Source organism: Chitinophaga sp. 01L420, assembly GCF_056399985.1.
Map to the genome: position 1 here is coordinate 280,047 of NZ_JBFTSK010000002.1, position 18,855 is coordinate 298,901.

Annotated in this window: 18 protein-coding genes; 12 read left to right on the forward strand and 6 right to left on the reverse strand. The window is 44.6% G+C overall.

Annotated elements, in window-relative coordinates:
- Nucleotides 1–18: 18 nt before the first annotated feature.
- Nucleotides 19–780, reverse strand: coding sequence for an LPS export ABC transporter ATP-binding protein (lptB, locus tag AC1DP6_RS02905; protein ID WP_477023738.1), 762 nt, complete (start codon nucleotides 778–780; stop codon nucleotides 19–21).
- Nucleotides 781–942: 162 nt separating this feature from the next.
- On the opposite strand from lptB, the gene metF reads away from it, so the two are divergent.
- A complete protein-coding gene (gene metF, locus AC1DP6_RS02910; RefSeq protein ID WP_477053494.1) occupies nucleotides 943–1,896 on the forward strand; it encodes a methylenetetrahydrofolate reductase [NAD(P)H] in 954 nt (317 codons plus the stop codon).
- A 325-nt stretch (nucleotides 1,897–2,221) separates the two neighbouring features.
- On the opposite strand, the gene AC1DP6_RS02915 is transcribed toward metF, so the two are convergent.
- The 4 genes from AC1DP6_RS02915 to AC1DP6_RS02930 all read right to left on the reverse strand — a co-directional run bounded on the left by AC1DP6_RS02915 (nucleotide 2,222) and on the right by AC1DP6_RS02930 (nucleotide 6,078).
- Entirely contained in the window at nucleotides 2,222–2,902 is a 681-nt protein-coding gene (locus AC1DP6_RS02915; RefSeq protein ID WP_477053495.1) for an outer membrane beta-barrel protein, read from the reverse strand.
- 169 nt (nucleotides 2,903–3,071) lie between these two features.
- Nucleotides 3,072–3,572 carry a porin family protein gene (locus tag AC1DP6_RS02920; RefSeq protein ID WP_477053496.1) on the reverse strand — a complete coding sequence of 167 codons (501 nt, stop codon included), beginning with the start codon at nucleotides 3,570–3,572 and terminating at the stop codon, nucleotides 3,072–3,074.
- 271 nt (nucleotides 3,573–3,843) lie between these two features.
- Nucleotides 3,844–4,545: a porin family protein gene (locus tag AC1DP6_RS02925; RefSeq protein WP_477053497.1), complete on the reverse strand. Its 702-nt coding sequence runs from the start codon at nucleotides 4,543–4,545 to the stop codon at nucleotides 3,844–3,846.
- 126 nt (nucleotides 4,546–4,671) lie between these two features.
- On the reverse strand, nucleotides 4,672–6,078 hold the full coding sequence (locus AC1DP6_RS02930; protein WP_477053498.1) for a DUF5106 domain-containing protein: 1,407 nt from the start codon (nucleotides 6,076–6,078) through the stop codon (nucleotides 4,672–4,674).
- Nucleotides 6,079–6,198: 120 nt separating this feature from the next.
- Here AC1DP6_RS02930 and rlmD point away from each other — a divergent pair, with 120 nt between their 5' ends.
- The 11 genes from rlmD (at nucleotide 6,199) to AC1DP6_RS02985 (ending at nucleotide 18,295) form a co-directional block, all read left to right on the forward strand.
- The gene (gene rlmD, locus AC1DP6_RS02935; protein ID WP_477053499.1) at nucleotides 6,199–7,614 is read left to right on the forward strand and encodes a 23S rRNA (uracil(1939)-C(5))-methyltransferase RlmD; all 1,416 of its coding nucleotides are present in this window, start codon (nucleotides 6,199–6,201) and stop codon (nucleotides 7,612–7,614) included.
- 6 nt (nucleotides 7,615–7,620) lie between these two features.
- Nucleotides 7,621–8,445 carry a rhomboid family intramembrane serine protease gene (locus tag AC1DP6_RS02940; protein WP_477053500.1) on the forward strand — a complete coding sequence of 275 codons (825 nt, stop codon included), beginning with the start codon at nucleotides 7,621–7,623 and terminating at the stop codon, nucleotides 8,443–8,445.
- A gap of 47 nt (nucleotides 8,446–8,492) precedes the next feature.
- Nucleotides 8,493–9,425: a rhomboid family intramembrane serine protease gene (locus AC1DP6_RS02945; RefSeq protein WP_477053501.1), complete on the forward strand. Its 933-nt coding sequence runs from the start codon at nucleotides 8,493–8,495 to the stop codon at nucleotides 9,423–9,425.
- Nucleotides 9,426–9,722: 297 nt separating this feature from the next.
- Nucleotides 9,723–10,646, forward strand: a complete 924-nt coding sequence (locus AC1DP6_RS02950; protein ID WP_477053502.1) for an endonuclease/exonuclease/phosphatase family protein — start codon at nucleotides 9,723–9,725, stop codon at nucleotides 10,644–10,646.
- A gap of 64 nt (nucleotides 10,647–10,710) precedes the next feature.
- On the forward strand, nucleotides 10,711–11,817 hold the full coding sequence (locus AC1DP6_RS02955) for an endonuclease/exonuclease/phosphatase family protein (RefSeq protein ID WP_477053503.1): 1,107 nt from the start codon (nucleotides 10,711–10,713) through the stop codon (nucleotides 11,815–11,817).
- Nucleotides 11,818–11,977: 160 nt separating this feature from the next.
- Entirely contained in the window at nucleotides 11,978–13,477 is a 1,500-nt protein-coding gene (gene cysS / locus AC1DP6_RS02960) for a cysteine--tRNA ligase (protein WP_477023749.1), read from the forward strand.
- A 19-nt stretch (nucleotides 13,478–13,496) separates the two neighbouring features.
- Nucleotides 13,497–14,489 carry a M28 family peptidase gene (locus AC1DP6_RS02965; protein ID WP_477053504.1) on the forward strand — a complete coding sequence of 331 codons (993 nt, stop codon included), beginning with the start codon at nucleotides 13,497–13,499 and terminating at the stop codon, nucleotides 14,487–14,489.
- A 61-nt stretch (nucleotides 14,490–14,550) separates the two neighbouring features.
- A complete protein-coding gene (locus AC1DP6_RS02970) occupies nucleotides 14,551–15,192 on the forward strand; it encodes a DNA-3-methyladenine glycosylase family protein (RefSeq protein ID WP_477053505.1) in 642 nt (213 codons plus the stop codon).
- A 41-nt stretch (nucleotides 15,193–15,233) separates the two neighbouring features.
- On the forward strand, nucleotides 15,234–15,854 hold the full coding sequence (locus AC1DP6_RS02975; RefSeq protein ID WP_477053506.1) for an alpha-ketoglutarate-dependent dioxygenase AlkB family protein: 621 nt from the start codon (nucleotides 15,234–15,236) through the stop codon (nucleotides 15,852–15,854).
- A gap of 16 nt (nucleotides 15,855–15,870) precedes the next feature.
- Complete coding sequence (locus AC1DP6_RS02980) at nucleotides 15,871–16,776, forward strand: hypothetical protein (RefSeq protein ID WP_477053507.1); 906 nt, start codon at nucleotides 15,871–15,873, stop codon at nucleotides 16,774–16,776.
- 109 nt (nucleotides 16,777–16,885) lie between these two features.
- Entirely contained in the window at nucleotides 16,886–18,295 is a 1,410-nt protein-coding gene (locus AC1DP6_RS02985; RefSeq protein ID WP_477053508.1) for an META domain-containing protein, read from the forward strand.
- A gap of 212 nt (nucleotides 18,296–18,507) precedes the next feature.
- Here AC1DP6_RS02985 and AC1DP6_RS02990 read toward each other — a convergent pair whose 3' ends face one another.
- Nucleotides 18,508–18,852: a helix-turn-helix domain-containing protein gene (locus AC1DP6_RS02990; RefSeq protein ID WP_477053509.1), complete on the reverse strand. Its 345-nt coding sequence runs from the start codon at nucleotides 18,850–18,852 to the stop codon at nucleotides 18,508–18,510.
- Between the last annotated feature and the right edge of the window lie 3 nt (nucleotides 18,853–18,855).

The following is an 18,855-nucleotide window of genomic DNA, read 5'->3' on the forward strand; positions in this document are numbered from 1 at the left end:
GATGCTGTAGAATTATTTTTATTGTTTAGCTGCTTCGTCCAGGTAATCTTTCCGGCGCAAAATAAAATTCTGGCCAAGATACACTTTTCTTACCTGTTCGTCCTCTGCCAGCTCTTCTGCCGACCCGGATTTAAGGATTTTGCCTTCAAACAATAAATAAGCCCGGTCAGTAATGGACAGTGTTTCCTGTACGTTATGATCTGTAATCAGGATGCCTATATTCTTATATTTCAGCTTGGCTACTATTCCCTGGATATCTTCCACCGCAATGGGGTCAATACCTGCGAAAGGCTCATCCAGCAGAATAAATTTAGGGTCTACCGCCAGGGCGCGGGCAATTTCCGTACGGCGTCTTTCCCCCCCGCTCAATACATCGCCGGGGCTTTTACGCACGTGTGTAAGCCTGAACTCAGATAGCAGGCTTTCCAGTTTATCCCGTTGCTCGGCTTTTTTAAGGGTGGTCATTTCCAGTACTGCAGAAATGTTATCCTCCACACTCAGCTTCCGGAATACGGAGGCCTCCTGCGGCAGATAACCAATGCCCATCTGGGCTCTTTTGTACATGGGCAACTTGGTAATGTTCTGGCCATCCAGGTACACATTCCCTTCATCCGGCTTAATAAGCCCTACAACCATGTAGAAGGAGGTGGTTTTACCCGCTCCGTTAGGGCCCAGCAGCCCCACTATCTCACCCTGAGACACCTCCACAGATACATGGTTTACCACCGTTCTGTTGCCGTAACGCTTTACCAGCTGGTCTGTATGTATTCTTAATGCCATATGATCAAACTTAGCAAAAATAAACAATTCATTCAGTTAGCCTAGTTATAGTTGTCATAAGATTAAAAATGATCTGATTATAATAATCGGATATCTTATTTTTGCCCGCGTATTTTAGCAGGAATATCGGCATTCGCCGCATTCTTCAAAGCTTATAACTTTATGAAAGTAACTGAACATATTGCCCGGGCCAAAGACACCCTGATTTCTTTTGAAATCCTTCCTCCACTGAAAGGAAAGAGTATTGAGTCTATTTATGACCACCTGGATCCCCTCATGGAATTCAAGCCGGCTTTCATTAATGTGACCTACCACCGCAGTGAGCATATGTTCAAGAAAAAGGCGGATGGCTCCTTTGAAAAAGTAGAAATCCGCAAACGCCCTGGTACAGTTGGTATTTGCGCTGCCATCATGAACCATTACAATATAGATGCCGTTCCTCACCTCATCTGTGGTGGCTTTAGCCGGGAAGAAACAGAAAATGCCCTCATTGACCTGAACTTCCTCGGTATTGACAATGTACTCGTTTTACGCGGTGATGCGCCTAAAAACGAAACTTTTTTTGAACCAGACCCACATGGTCACAGCTTTGCGATAGAATTGCTCGACCAGGTTGCCCATATGAATAATGGCGTATACCTGGAAGATGACCTGCAGAGCGGTGTAAAAACCAATTTCTGCATTGGTGTAGCCGGCTACCCGGAGAAACATTTCGAGGCGCCGAATATGCAAACAGACCTGTCTCACCTGAAACGGAAAGTGGAAAATGGCGCTGATTATATCGTTACACAGATGTTCTTCGATAACCAGAAGTTCTTCGATTTTGTGACCAAATGCCGGGAAGCAGGGATTACCGTTCCTATCATTCCGGGATTAAAACCACTTACCTCCAGGAAACAAATGACCATGCTGCCACGCATTTTCCATGTAGATATCCCTACAGACCTCTCTACAGAGATCCTGAAATGTAAAACAGACAAAGATGTGGAGCTGGTGGGTACGGAATGGCTGATTGCACAGTCTAAAGAACTGAAAGCATTTGGTGTACCGGTATTGCACTACTATACCCTGGGTAAACCCAAAGTGGTGCGTGATGCAGTAGAAGCGATTATGTAATATCAACAAGACTTATAAATAAAAAGAAGGGAAGGACAGAAGTCTTTCCCTTTTTTCGTTTTCTTTCATATAAAAAAATAATGCCATCACGTAGATACGTAGTGGCATATCCCTATAACTGTCACACTTTTAATTATAACTGTCCAATGATCGAAATCGCTTTGCGGCGACCTCTTTCGCTAATAAGACGCGGTAAACAGACTTGTCCCCTACTCCATTTTAAAAAAAATAAAAAGAAGGCGCAAACGCAGCCTTCCCTGCCAGGCATAAAAAAAGTTCTTCCCGTCAGGAAAGAACTTCTCTTTTATCCTTGTGCATCTTATCGCTACCAGTCTTCCCGGTCAAACAGAAAGCCAAGGCTCACGCCCCAATACCTGTTTTTTAAATCGCCTGATGATTTATCCAGATCTATCAGACCATAGCCATAATGTGCAGTCAATGTAAATAAGCAATTAAATTCTATACCAGCAATAAAGTTTAATCCTGCATCCCAGCGTTGCAGATTAATATTGGTTCCAAATATATTGGGAGATCTATTAAAGTTTAATTGCTGGGAACCCGATTGCACCAGTTTTGTACCATCAAAAGCAGCTACATTATAGTGACCGCGTAAGCAATAGGCAGCATAAGGTCCGGCTCCCACCAGGAGTTTACCAAAGCTCACCGGTAATTTATATACCATGTTCACCGGTAATTCCAGGTATTGCAGTTTTAAACTGGTAGGTCCCGATGCAAAAAGATCCGGATGTAGCACCGTGTAATCGAGCCCGGCTCCTTTTACGATATACCCTGCACCTGCCTGCAGGTATCCTCTTTCAAATAACGGGATGTTCAGGTAGGCACCGGCTTGCCAGTTGTCCAGGGGGGAGGTTCCAGGGGCGGTACTATTTTGGGATGTGGCCAGTCCTGTATTTACGTATCCCCCGCGTATGCCCATACTTACCTGGGCTTGGGACGAGGAGACAACAAAGAACACAGCGGTAGATAGAAATGTAAAAAATTTCATCAGTAGTTCGCTAATAAGTGTATTAAAATATCAATGTGACAAACGATTTTGGGGAAAAGTCCTATAGCTCAGTCGGTTACTAGTACTAAAGTAAACAAAGGTTTTGATAAAAATAAAAAACCACCCGATAATTTCGGGTGGTTAATATAAAAATCATTTTGAGTATTCTTTATTTGCCGCCGAACTTATATCCTACGGAAACACCGAAAGAAGTGTTCTTAAATTTGCGGTCATTATTTGTGTTATCGGCAGTATTTATCAATCCGAGATCTGTATTCAGTCCAAAATAAAGCCCCATAGGCATTTCATAACCAACATTGATCCCCACTCCTGCATCGAAACGTTTCTGTTTCAATAATAAAGATTCATCGTCATACACGTTGAAATCTCCAAAACCAGTATCCTTAATCTTACCGCTGATACCATATGCGAGGTAAGGACCAGCCGACAGTACCAATCTTCCGCTTCCTACTTCAGGCTTGAACATGAAGTGGATTGGCACTTCCAGGTACGATAAAGTTGTTTTCGCATCTGAATTTTTAGCCTTGCCTCCTTTACCGGAATACAGTAAACCCGTTCCGATATAAAATTCATCCGCCAGTGGAATGTCTACAGTAACACCTGCCCTGATACCTGTCAGGATTTTACTGGTTTCTTTAGACGTACCCACTAAACCCGGGTTTTTAACGGTCATGCTGGAGAACTGGGGTCCTGCAACGATACCCACTTAGCCTGACCAAAGGAAAGACTGGCGATTAATAAAGCTGCTGCAGATAATAATACCTTTTTCATGTGTGATGTAATTTGAATGATACCAAAAGCGATACCCACAGGTCAGGTATCGCTTTTGTAGTTTTTCTTGATTGCCAACTAATGAATGAACCTGTTTTTTTGCTTGCTGCTGATATTACAATTGAATCAGCTAATTGTTTGTTATTGTGTTATTTTCCACCAAACAGGTAACCTACAGACACGCTGAAAACACGGTTTTTACTCTTGTCATCACTGCTGTTATCCTGACCGGAGCGTACTTTTGCAAACCCAATACCATACTGCGCAGCGATCAGGAAGTTGCTTATTTCAGCACCTACCTGTACGTTACCACCCCAGTCAAAACGTTTGAATTTGTCAAAACCCTGGTTGGGATCACCATTGTTAAATGGGGTATCATCATCCCATTTGATGTTGGAAGAGCTACTTTTAGTCACTCCGGCAATAGTAGTTTCGTATTTATTTTTCCCCGCAACACCAAAAGCAAAATAAGGTCCGGCGCCGGCAAATAAGCGGGCATTAGGACCCACTGGTAATTTTGCCACGAAATTCAAAGGAACTTCAATGTAGGATGGATTCGTTGTAAACTTCGAATTAGTAGTGGTGGTATTGTTGCTTAAATCCACCTTCGTTCCTTTCGTAGAATAAAAGACCCCTGGCTGAAAAGACAATATTTTAGGCACTAATGGTAAGTCAACAATGGCTCCTACATTAAAACCAGATAAAGAACGGCTGTCTTTTGTATTTCCTTCGTTATCGGTAGTAATGTTTGAAAGATTCCAACCAGCCTTAATACCTACACGGGCCTGAGACATTGCAGCAAACGACATACTTAATGCTGCAAGGGATAACAATAAAAACTTCTTCTTCATAATCTTTGGTTTTATGGTCTGGTACCCATAAAGCCAAAGACTATGCCAAAGGAACGTTAAAATTACATAACTAATTGATTATCAAATATGACTGAGGACCATATTCTACGTTCTACACCCCTATTTCTACAGCTTTGCTGCTGTGTTTTTGGGGGTTACACGGTCCAGAAACTCCTGTAATTGTTCCACACCCAGCTTTTTGGCCACAATTTTCTTTTTATCATCCAGCAGGTAGATCATTGGTGTGCTGTATACATCATACAATCTGCGGTAATTGGTCGCGGATTGTGGATCTGATCCATGTACCCATCCATCGAGATGATGGTCTTTTATGAACTGTATCCATTCTTCCCGGGTACCTTCTGTTTTTACGCCTATCATGGCTACTCCTTTGCTTTTCCAGCTTGCTTTATAGGCTGAGTCGAGGCGGGGCAGCTCTGTTTTGCAGTGGCCACAGGTAGGATCCCAGAAAACCAATACCGTATACCTGGATTGGGTTTTATACAAAGAAAGCATATTGGAAGCCGTGTCCTTAAACTCCAGTGGAGCGGCCTGTTTTCCGATAAGATTGGGGGCCATAGTATACGCCCTGTCCACAATTTTATTCAGCTGTTCGTCAGTCAGCCAGAAGGCTTCTCCTGGCACGTAGTACTTCTCTACCAGGTGAACGAATACCGCGTCCATGCCCATGTAGGGAGAGCTTTCATAATTATAGGTAAGCCACCATAATACAAATTTGAACACCTCTTTGCTCTTGCGGGTGCGGGCAATCAGGGCATCACAATCTACGATAATAGAGTCCGGGGAGGCCATCACCAGTTGTGTGAAGTATTTCTTTAGTTTTCCTTCCAGAATGGGCGTTCTTACCAGGCGGTCGCTTTCCAGGTCTACCTCATCCCAGTAATGCCCCTTGAAGTAGCGGTAGGCAAAGGTAGAATCTTCACCGGCAGGCTGCTGGGGCACTTCCGGCTCCTTCATTGCCAGAAATATGGCGCTGAGAATGGTTCCTGGATGTTTACTCACGAAGTCTGTCCTGAATTCCTGGATCTTTTTACCTAATTCCTTTTGTAACGGCAGCACTTTCGCAGTATCAGCCGCAGTACGCGCTGTCTGCAGCTGTTGCTGAATATTCCGGCTCAGTGTTTCCTGCTGGAACAGAAATTTATTATAAGAAAGGAACAAATCGTTGTCGGGACTACCTTTATAAATGGTTTTATTGATCAGATCTGAGGTGTCGAGGGTAACGCTAAAGACCTGCTGTTTATCGATCAGTGCTTCCACGTACTTTTCCTTTCCCGGCAGTACCAGCAGGTAAATGCCCGGGAGCAGTTTTTCCTTGCCTTTCAGGACTGCGTCTCCTGATGGACTAACATCAGCAGAGTCGGCCAGGTAGGTAGACCTGCCCATGTAATGGGCGAGGAAGAATTTACCACCGGTAAAGTTTTTCAGCTTAACGGAGATCTGGTATCCCTGTGCCTCCAGGTGTAAGTGCCCTAAAAGGGTGGCTATCAGTATTAAAAATAATTTACGCATAGGATTTCAAAGCAATATGTAAATGTAAGCGGAAAAAAGTAAAAAAGGAAAGCTGCGTGGTGAGTGGTAATTACATGAATTACGACGTAGGATTCAGCATTTCCAATTACCTTTGCAGCCGTGAGGAAAAAAAACGTTGTTTTAGAAAATGTACCTGTTACTGCCTATGCGGCAGAGGGTAAAGCCCTGGCCCGTCAAGACGGGAAAGTTATATTTATTGAAGGCGGTGTGGTACCTGGTGACGTAGTGGATGTTCGTCTTAGTAAAAACAAAAAAGACTGGGCAGAAGGGAAAGTGGTCCACTTTCACAGTTATTCTGACAAGAGGGTGACTCCTTTTTGCCAGCATTTTGGTACTTGTGGTGGTTGTAAGTGGCAGATGCTGCCTTACGCTCTGCAACTGGAGTACAAACAGCAGCAGGTGGCAGACCATCTGCAGCGTATTGGGAAGCTGACATTGCCACCAATGGATCCTATCCTGGGTGGTGTGCATACGGAGCATTACCGTAACAAACTGGAGTTTACCTTCAGTAACAAGGCTTACCTTACCAACGAGGAAATAAAGGCGAATGATGGAGAAATACCTGTAAGACCCGCACTGGGCTTCCATGTACCCAAATTGTTTGATAAAGTCCTGAATATAGATACCTGCTATCTCATGCAGGAGCCGGTAAACCTGATCCGTAATACCATCCGGGAATATGCTGTTGCGCATGAACTGCCGTTTTACGATATCCGTGCCCAGCAAGGCTGGCTGCGTAACCTGGTCATCCGTCTCTGTACCACCGGGGAGATTATGGTGAACCTGGTCATCCGTCATGAAGACAAGCCTAACCGGATTGCTTTATTGGATCATTTACTGAAAACAGTTCCGGCCATTACCACGGTGCTGTATACCATTAACTCAAAGGGGAATGATACCATTTTTGATCTGGAGCCGAAGATATACTTTGGGAAAGGTTATGCAGAAGAGAAGTTGGAAGATTTTGTTTTTAAGATAGGTCCTAAATCTTTTTTCCAGACCAATACCTACCAGGGGGAAGTATTGTACAAAGTAACACGGGATTTTGCCGGGTTAACAGGGTCTGAAATAGTATACGATTTATATTGCGGCACAGGCAGTATCGGCATCTTTGTATCTCGCAACGCCCGTAAGGTAGTGGGTATTGAGTTGATCAAAGAAGCCATAGATGATGCGAAGGAGAATGCCGCAAGAAATAATGTAGACAATGCCGAGTTTTTTGCAGGCGATGTAGTGGATATTTGTGATGATGCATTTTTTGCACATCATGGACAACCGGATGTAATTATTACGGATCCACCACGGGCAGGCATGCACGAAAAGCTGGTGAACAAGCTGCTTGAAATTGCAGCGCCTAAAATTGTATATGTTAGCTGTAATCCGGCTACACAAGCCAGGGATCTGGCATTGCTGGATGCACTCTATACAGTGGAAAAGGTACAGCCAGTAGATATGTTTCCACACACACATCACATTGAAAATGTGGTGCTGTTGAAAAAAAGAGCTAATAACTAAGCAACAATGAACGAGTACAGGCCCGGAAAATTTCAGCTCCTACCGATGGTGATCAAAAATCTGATGATCATTAATGGTTTGGTTTGGTTAGTGCAGATTACGCTGCTGAACAGATTTGATTATGATTTGAGTCGTTTATTTGCCCTGCATTACTGGGGCTCAGAACTTTTCAGACCGCATCAGTTCATCACGCATTTGTTCCTGCATGATCCGAAGAACATTACGCATGTGCTCTTCAATATGTTTACGCTGTGGATGTTTGGCGCCACCCTGGAAAACTTATGGGGTCCCAAGCGGTTCCTCATTTTTTACATGGTATGCGGAAYTGGCGCCGCACTTTGCCATATGGGTGTACTTACTTATGAGAACGTAAACCTCACCAAGTATGCGACTAACTTCCTGAACGATCCTTCCTACAGCAATTTTGCGTTGCTGGATGGCAAGTATGATCTGGGTAACGGCACCAATAGTATGGAAAGCCTGAAAAACGCGCTGGCCAATAATGACCCACGTGCCATAGATATTGCCAGGCTATACGTCCGGGACTACGTGCATATGTACCGCAGTGGTGCTACACTCGGAGCCTCTGGTGCGGTGTATGGCATCCTGTTCGCATTCGGCTATCTGTTCCCGAATACTTACATGTACATCTACTTCATGTTCCCTGTAAAGGCGAAATATATAGTTGGATTTATGATTGTGGCCGAGTTATGGTCCGGCATTCAAAATTCTGCAGGTGATAATGTGGCGCACTTTGCGCATTTGGGTGGCGCACTCTTTGCGTACTTATTGCTCCGGGGGTGGACGAAGAGGCGAACAGATTTTTATTAATACAACTGTATTAATGACGTATTTTTGTATTGAAAAATATATGTACCATGCATGCGTTGGAAAAGGAGAAATTACCCCGCCTCTCTTTAGGAGAAGGAAGAAATATGGTGACACAATTGTTGGTCGTTAATCTTACCATTTTTATTTTCCTGCTCTTCACTCTTGTTATTTACAAGATGGAAGATGTAGGGGAACCAAGGTTTCACCAGGACATCATGACCTGGCTGAGGCTTCCCGCAGATCCGGCAAAATTATTAATGCGTCCGTGGACGCTGGTCACCTCTCTGTTTACACATATCAGTGTCTGGCAGGTATTTACCAATATGGTGTGGCTGTGGTGCTTTGGCACCTTTATGCAACACCTGGCTGGCTATCAGCGGATTTTACCTTTATATCTTTTCGGAGGTATCTGTGGTAATCTCTTTTATGTGGCCRCCATGCAGTTTATACCGTCCTTTCATGTACTCAACGGTACTGAATACTGGCTGGGCGCAGCGGGCAGCATCATGGCGATAGCCGTTGGTGTTACAGCTATTGCTCCACGTTACCGCATTTTCCCGTTGCTGGCAGGTGGTGTTTCCCTTTGGGTCATTACCCTGCTGTTCATCGTACTTTCTGTAGGGTCACTGCTGGCCTCTTCTACCTATGGTTATACCTACATTCCGGTACTGGCCGGTGGCGCATTTGCCGGCTGGATCTATATGACCCAGTGGAAAAAAGGCAACGACTGGGGGTCGGGCTTCAACAGACTTACGTTTAAACTGACACATGTTTTCCATCCGGCCTCTCAGCAGATCAACCCGGATGATTTTAAAAAAAAGAATAGTCCATCAGATACCGATCAACAACCCTTCAGACGCATCGGCAAAGTACCGGAGCAACGATTGAATGAAATTCTTGATAAGATAAATGAAAACGGCCTGTCTTCCCTCTCTCCGGACGAAAGGGATACTTTACTCAGGGCAAGCCGAACAGAATAAAAGCATTACAAATTAAAAATTAAGAGTTACGATAAATGGGGACACATTAGCGGAGTTTATTCGCTGATGTGTCCCCATTAATTTGTAATTTGATTCCAGCAATTCGCAATTGCTTGTAACCCTATGCTACATAAAATTTTTCTCCGGATTTTGATTTGGGGCAGTACRATGCTCGCTGTAGGCCTTCTACTGAGTACATATCTATCTCACCTTAATCCAGGTAAGTACTGGATCACCGGGTTTTCTGGCTTCTTCTTTCCCCTCCTCTTTCCCATTTGTCTTCTTTTAATTCCTGTTTTGTGGTGGTATAAGCGCAAAGAACAGCTGCTGTTGTGCAGTATTGCAGTACTATGTTGTATCCCCGCAGCCCTGGTCACCTGGGGCGTTCATATCTTTCCTAAAAATAATATTGCCAAACGGCCCAACAGCCGGGAGTTTACGCTCATGACCTATAATACCAGCAGTATGGGACTAATGGCGTATAAAACGGATAAGGACAAAGAAGCGGCTATTTATAATGTGGTGAGTAAAAACAGCCCGGACATTTTGTGTATGCAGGAATTTTACAGCAACGACAAGCCGGATAAAGAACATCATATTGATAGTTTGATGCAGAGGGGCCAATACTCCTATCATTTCTTCACCTGTGACAAAACACATTGGGACACCTGGTTTTACGGCATTGCCCTGTTTTCGCGTTATCCGATCGCAGCTGCTGCTGTTATTCCCTGCGGAAAGAGCACAATGGGTAGCGGCAGTTCTTTTTTGCAGGCGGATCTTGTATTACAGGGAGACACGATCAGGATTTTCTCGGTGCATCTGACTTCGTATATGTTTAAGGGTGAGGATTATGATAACATGAAGGCGCCCGGTGGAGGTGGCCTGGTTTATAAAATGCGGTCCACTTTTCAGAAAAGATCCGCACAGGCACTACAGCTGGCAGCATTGGTAGCTGAAAGTCCCTATCCTGCGATAGTTTGCGGCGACTTCAATGATACCCCGGTATCCTTTACCTATAAAACAGTGAGCAGGAATTTGCAGGATGTTTTCCTGGAAACCGGCAGTGGCTGGGGGCGCACCCTCTCCTTTTTGTCGCCTTCCCTGCGGATAGATTATGTGCTGACGCAGCCATCCTTCCGTATTCACGGCGGTCAGGTTTTCCCTACCCATCCATCAGACCATTTCCCGGTTATGGCCTGTCTGTCGTTGAAAAAACACTAACTTTAGTACTTCAACAAAGTAAGACGCGGTGCGATTTTTAAGACTATTTACGAAAGGCTTTTTTTTGATCATCAACTTCGCCGTGGTATTACTTTTCCTGGCAGCCTGTATGGCGCCGTATATTTCACCGGCGTGGTTTTGGCCCATTAGCTTTATTACACTGGCCTTCCCGTTTTTACTGGGGGTGTTGATAATATTCCTTATCGGATGGTTATTTTTTAATTATCGCTATGCCTTATTATCACTGATCGCCCTGTTACTGGGTTGGAAATCTATCAGCGCTTTTGTGGCCTTTCACATGCCTTCCGGCAATAGGGCGGTGAAGAGTGATAGCACGCTCACAATTATGAGCTACAATGTGAGCCAGTTTGGCTTATACCGGGAAAAGGACAGTAAATACAACCGGCAGGCGATGTTTGCCATGATTAAAAAACAGGAGCTGGATATTGTCTGCTTCCAGGATTTTTATACCTCTGAAAAAAAGAATGACTTCAACAACCGCGAGGATATTTCCAGGGAGATGACATTGCCCTATCGTTACTTTTCCAGCGATTTTAACCGCGATGGCATGCAACACTGGGGGTCGATTATTTATTCCCGTTTCCCTATTATTGCGTCTGACAAAGTGAAGATGAGCGTGGGCCCGAGGAGCGAAAGCCTCATCTATGCAGATATTCAGAAAGGGGATGATACAATCAGGGTCATTAATATGCACCTGGAATCATACCGGTTTGATAAAAAAGATTATTCGGCTATTCAGAAAATCAAAAACCAGGAAGATACCGGGTTGAAAGCCACCAAAAGCATCATACAAAAAATGCGGGAGGCGTATATCCGCCGCAGTCAACAGGCCGATATTGTAGGTGATTTTATCCGGCAAAGCCCCTACCCTGTCATTGTATGTGGTGATTTCAACGATACCCCGGCCTCTTATACCTACTTCACCATTAAAGGAGGTTTGCAGGATGCTTTTCTGCAAAAAGGTTTAGGAATAGGACGTACTTTTACAGGGCTGGCGCCGACATTACGCATTGATTATGTTTTTGTGAGCAATCATTTTAAGGTAAACAGCTTCCAGAAAATCATTTCTGACCTGTCTGATCATTATCCTGTAATTGCCAATCTGAGTTTAATGGGCAGCGGAAAAACGGAAGTAGAAGTAAATAAATAACTGTAACCATTATGAAAATGTATAATATTTGTATGGCAGACCGATGTTGTTCCGGTAGTTTTATCGTACCCGGAAAACAATTTTTATCTTTGCCATCCACCAATAAAAAATAAGATGTCAGGACCCGGTTCAACCGGATGACATCTGTCATTTACAGCATATGTCAGAACTCAGGATATACAATTCATTACATCGACAAAAAGAAGTATTTACACCATTACACCCCGGCCATGTAGGCATGTATGTGTGCGGACCCACCGTATCCGGCGAATCACACCTGGGACACGCCCGCCCTTATATTACATTTGATGTAGTATTCCGCTATTTAAAGCACCTGGGCTACAAAGTGCGTTATGTACGTAATATCACCGATGCCGGCCACTTTGAAGAAGAAGGCCGCGCAGCAGAAGATAAGATTTCAAAGTTTGCCGTACTGGAAAAGCTGGAACCTATGGAGCTGGTGCAGAAGTACACTAACCTGTACCACTGGGCCATGTTGCAATTCGGCTGCCTGGAACCTAGTATAGAACCTACGGCTACCGGTCATATTATTGAGCAGATAGAAATGATCAAAACGATCATTGAAAAAGGATATGCCTACGAAGTAGACGGCAGCGTATACTTTGATGTGAAAAAATATGCCGCCAACTACGACTACGGCATTCTGAGTGGTCGTATACTGGAAGATATGCTCGAAACCACCAGGGAACTGGAAGGCCAGGATGATAAACACAACAAAGCAGATTTTGCCCTCTGGAAAAAGGCGCCACCGGAACATTTGATGCGCTGGCCAAGTCCATGGGGTGAAGGGTTCCCCGGCTGGCATATTGAGTGCTCTGCCATGAGTGCCAAATACCTGGGTGGCCAATTCGATATCCATGGTGGTGGTATGGACCTTCAGTTTCCTCATCACGAATGTGAAATTGCACAAAGTGAAGTAGTACACGGAGAGATGATGGCCCGCTACTGGATGCACAATAACATGATCACCATTAACGGCCGCAAAATGGGTAAGGCTTACAACAACACCATTAAGCTCACGGAAATGTTCACCGGCAGCAATCCTCAACTGGATAAAGCTTATAGCCCGATGACCATCCGTTTCTTTGTGTTGCAAACGCATTACCGTGGTACCCTGGACTTCTCTAATGAAGCCCTGCAGGCCGCAGAAAAAGGATTACAACGTTTGTGGGCTGCTTATGAAACATTGCAGAAGTTAACTTATACCAGCAGCAATGGTCAGGGTATTAATGAAGAGCTGGACAAACAGGTACGTACCTGGTGCCAGGAATGCCCTGAATTCATGAACGATGATTTCAACACCGCTAAAATACTGGCTAATCTGTTTGAACTTACACCGGTGATCAATTCCCTGAAAGGCGGGCAGATAAAAATGCACGAGATCAGTGAAGATACTTTCGTCCTGTTACAGCAAACATGGAAAACCTACCTGGTAGACATTCTGGGTATTCAACAGGAAACTATTACCGGAGAAGACAACAAGCTGGATGGGGTATTACAGATGCTGATTGAAATGCGTAAGGAAGCAAAGAGCCGTAAGGACTATGCTGCTTCCGACAAAATCCGTAATGAATTACTATCTATCGGCGTTCAGCTGAAAGATGAGAAAGACGGGTCTGTTTCTTACAGTCTTCAATAACTAAATATTTCCGAAGATAATGCGTAAAGCTCTTATTACGCTGACTGCGCTGGCCATACTGGCCGGCGCCTGTCAGCAGAATGGCCAGACAACAGAAAATACCAACGACAGTACAGGCGCCAGTAAAGTAGCCAAACTGGATGTACCTGTGCCCGTTTTCCAGGCAGATTCAGCGTATGCTTACACTGCCAAACAAGTCAGTTTTGGACCCAGAATACCCAATACGCCGGCGCAGGAAAAATGCGCCAGCTGGTTGATCGGCAGTCTGCGCCCATGGGCGGATACCGTATACGTACAACGTACTACCGTAACCGGCCCTAAGAGTGAAAAATTGCCTTGTATTAATATCATTGCCAGCTTTAACCCGGCAGCCAAACAGCGTGTACTGCTGCTGGCACACTGGGATACCCGCCCATGGGCAGATGAAGATGCCTTTGATAAAACAAAGAAGCTGGATGGTGCAGATGATGGGGCCAGTGGTGTAGCCGTACTCATGGAAGTAGCCCGGCAGTTTCATCTCCAGAAGCCGGAAGCAGGTGTAGATATTTTGCTGGTAGATGTGGAAGATTATGGTGCCAAAAGTGACGAAAACTCTTTTTGTCTGGGTACCCAGTACTGGGCCAAGAACCCGCATGTACCAGGTTATAAAGCTAATTACGGTATCCTGCTGGATATGGTAGGCGGCCGTGGCACACAGTTTTACATGGAAGGATCTTCCAAACAATATGCTGCTGGACAGATGAAGATGTTCTGGGACGTAGCCAACAAACTCGGCTACTCCGATAAGTTCCGTTATGAGAACAATGGTGCTTATATTACAGATGACCATATAGCGGTGAATACTATCGCCAATATTCCTACATTCGACATCATTGCATTGCAGGCCAATAACGACTTTGCTCCGCACTGGCATACGCAGAACGACAATATGGATGTGATAGACAAAAAAACGTTGCAGTCTGTAGGTCAGACCCTCCTGCAGGTAATCTATACACAGCCATTCAATTACTAGTCAGGTATCTGGTATTCCGGAGTGAAGGATGATGTGATGTATTAACTAAAAAAAACAGGTTATGCCCAGATCAGCAGGCACTCCGGATGCTAAGCCGGTGCACTATCAGATACATCTCAGCAAGGATAAGAAGCTGCAGAAAATTATCGGCGGCCCGCTAACGGAGCTGACCATACGAAAAAACATCTGCCTGAAACTGATCGGCTCTATTATGAGTCAGCAGCTATCCACCAAGGTTGCAGATGTTATTTACTCCCGTTTCCTGGACCTTTATGGCCGAAAGGAGCCTACCGCACAACAAATACTGGATACCCCCGCTGTAACGCTCCGGGGCATCGGTTTATCCAATGCCAAGGTGACCTATGTACACAATGTAGCCGCTTTTGTGATTGCTGAAAAGTTGACCGACAGCAAACTTAAGAAGATGGGAGATGAAGAAGTCATCACCTATCTCACACAAATCAAGGGTGTAGGCAGATGGACAGTAGAAATGCTACTGATGTTTTACCTGTGCCGCGACGATATATTTGCCATGGATGACTGGGGGCTGCAGCAAGCCATGATCAAGCTGTACAAGCTGGACCGGGAAGATAAGAAGGCCTTCAGGGATCAGCTGCGTAAAATATCTGATAAATGGTCCCCTTACCGTACACATGCCTGCCGTTATTTGTGGTCCTGGAAAGATAATACACCAGATAAATAACACCACATATACACTGCGTAGCATCTTCCTAAATTTGTAGTATGAATGTGCAGGGAAGTTTCTTCGATGATCAGGATGCAGCTACCAGGATTTCATTACTGAATGGAGAGCTGGTCTATTATCCGCAGTTTTTTACTACTGTGGAGAGCGATCATTTCATGCAAAAATTAACCGATACCATTGCCTGGAAACAGGAATCTATGAAGATGTATGGCAAGTCTGTGCTATTCCCCCGTTTAATGTCCTGGCACGGTGATGCCCCCACTTCCTACCGGTTCTCCGGCAATACCTTCTCCCCGGAAAGCTGGACGCCTTCATTGTTGCAGATACGCGACCGTATTACGCCGGCTAGCGGCCATGCCTTTAATAGTGTATTGCTGAATCTCTACCGTAACGGAMACGACTCTATGGGCTGGCATGCAGACGATGAGCCCGAGCTGGGTCCTCAGCCGGTAATTGCCTCTGTCAACTTTGGTGCCACCAGGCGGTTTCTGCTGCGATATAAAAGTGACCATCAGCGGAAATATGAGTTGCCGCTACAACACGGATCCCTGCTTATTATGAAAGGTATGTTGCAGGAATATTGGGAACACCAGGTCCCTAAAACATCTAAAGTATCTACCGGAAGAATTAACCTAACCTTCCGATTTATCCACCCCTAAAAACCGAATGTATCTTATGAAAAACCATGTTCTATTAATTGGAAATGACATTAACAACATTTCCCGCGGCCAAAGCTGGAAAGACCTGCTGCAGGATATTATCACCTTCTGTCATGCAGGCGACTGCATACAGCTGGATGATAAAAAGCCTTTCCCTTTGCTGTATGAAGAAATATTTTTAACCGCCAGTAAAAACCATAAAATCCGTGAAAAAGACCTCAAATCATTTATCGCTATCAAAGCCGCCGAGATAAAAAGCAATCCCATACACAGCGCCATCAGGGCCCTGAAGCCGGCACATATCCTTACCACGAACTATGAATTTACACTGGAAGGCAGTACTCCGCTGGAAAACACGAGTCTTATCAACGAAAAGTTTTACAGCATCTTCAGAAAGTATAAAGTCGGAGATACCAATTACTGGCATATTCATGGCGACTGTTTGAATCCGATGAGCATCAATCTTGGCTTTGAGCACTATGGCGGACAGTTACAGATGATGCGCAATTATGTGGTCAGCGGCACCGTGTACACTTCCAAAGAAGTACCTAAAAAGTCTCTATTGCGGCGTATACATTTCAAAGAAGTATACTTCCACTCGTGGATTGATCTCTTTTTTATGGATGATATTCACATCTTCGGATTGTCGCTCGACTTTGTAGAAACTGATCTGTGGTGGCTCCTGACTTACAGGGCCCGGCAGAAATTCCACCATAAAAATGTGCCGGTGCATAACAAAATATTTTATTACATCCCGGAAGAGTATGTAGCCGCCTCCAAATACAAGCTCGATTTGTTAACAGCAAATGACGTTACCATTATTGCGCTACCAGGAAAAGATAAGCTGGCTTATTATGAATCCATCATAAACGGCATTGGCAAACCAAATAAAACAGCCTACCATGGCTGCAAAAGCGAATAGTACGGCCTTCAAAATGAGTCTGGCAGCGTTTTTGAAAAATATAGGAAGTTGTAACAAAAGATAAAACCTGATCGTTCCTTTTGTTGTTATTTATTAAAATCTATATTTTATGTTATTCGAATTAGYAATCACCCTCGCGACCACTTTCATGGCCCCCGTCCAAAACAAGCAACAACCTGCCAAAACGCAGGTGATCTATGTTAAAGAATCCAAGGAACCCTGTACGGGAGTGGCGCCTATGGAGTGTTTGCAAATAAAAGGCGTTAATGATGCTGACTGGTCCAATTTATACACCAATATCAATGGCTTTAAATATACACCTGGCTATCGCTATAAACTGAAAGTAAGAATCACCCAGGTCAAGAACCCACCAGCAGACGGCTCTTCTATTAAATACACACTAACCAAAGTATTGGAGAAAAAAAGAATCGGCAATAGTAGTCAGTCCGCCGCCATTACCGGCAAAAAATGGGTATTGGTGAAAATGGACGATAGCGATATCTCCGATGGTAAAACCTGGATAGAGCTGGATGCCGGCAAAAAGCGTATGCATGGCAACGGCGGCTGCAACGGCATAATGGGAAGTTATACTATCGCCGGCAACAACATTACTTTCAGTAAAGTAGCCAGCACACTCATGGCTTGCGCCGATAATAACGTAATGCAACGTGAAGGCGCTTTTACGCAGCATCTGGGGGATCAGACCTTTAAATATGAAGTTGTAGGAACAACCGTTAACCTGATCCAAAATGGTAAAACAGTACTGCAATTCGCGCTGCAGAATAAAGATGCTAACTCCGGCAACACTACCGGTATTACCGGCAAAAAATGGACACTGACGCAAATGAATGAAGGTACTATCAGCAACTCCGGCGTATGGATTGAATTAGATGCCGCCGAAAAACGCTTCCACGGAAAAGGTGGTTGCAACAGCATTTCCGGCGGATACACCACTACCGGCAACAAAATTACTTTTACACAGGCCATCAGTACACGTATGGCTTGCCCTGATGCCGATGTGATGCACCGGGAAGCAGAATTCCTGCAACAATTAGGTGGACATACTTTCTCCTATACTGTAACAGGCGAAACGGTAAACCTGTATGAAAATGATAAACTCACCCTGCAATTCACCATGGAAGCGAAAGAAAGCGGCTCTCCTGATGCCAGGCAGTGGGCTTTCATTGGCAGCAAAAAATGGAATGTGATCCAACTGAATGGTAATACTTTATCTAACTCCGGCATCTGGGTGGAATTTGATACTGATAAAAAGCGGTTTCATGGCAAAGGCGGTTGTAACAATATCTCCGGCGGATACAGCGCTACCAAAGATCAGATTAAATTTACCCAGGGTATCAGCACCCGCATGGCCTGCGCTGATGCAGATGTGATGCGCCGGGAAGCAGAATTCCTTAAACTGATCAGCGCAAATACTTATCGGTATGACGTAGCAGACCAAACACTGAACCTGTATAAAGACGGGAAGATTATAGTAATGTTTGGTATGCAGGATAAATAAACTCAACTGCACTATACCATAAAAAAAGCTATCGCCGATAATGATCAACGAGGTGGAAATACACCTCTTGCTGACCACTATCGGCGATAGCTTTTTTTATTAATAAGTCTGCCCTTTCCCGAGCCGGGCTTTGTGCTGCCTAGTTTATTACGTATTCTCTTTACGTTGAAATCACGACATAATCGCCCTACCTCTGCCCGGTGTAAGTACTGTCACCGCTGCAGAAATATCGTAGGACTATCTCCGGAAAATGCTTTGAATTCACGCGTTAAATGTGCATGATCATAAAAGCCATTATCGAGTGCCAGTGACAATAAATGAGTAGGCGCATTTGTTTTCAGCTGTTGCTTTATTTCTATAAAACGAACAATACGAGAGAATTTTTTAGGGGACACACCAGTCATCTGCAAAAAGCATCGTTCAAAATTGCGGGTACTCATAAATGCCTGCGCAGCCAGTGCTGCAATGGGCACTCCGCCCTGCGACTGACGGATCAGTGATATGCTATGTTGTATTTTACCTGCCTGCATATTGCGTACCGGTAAACGTTGCAACAAGAA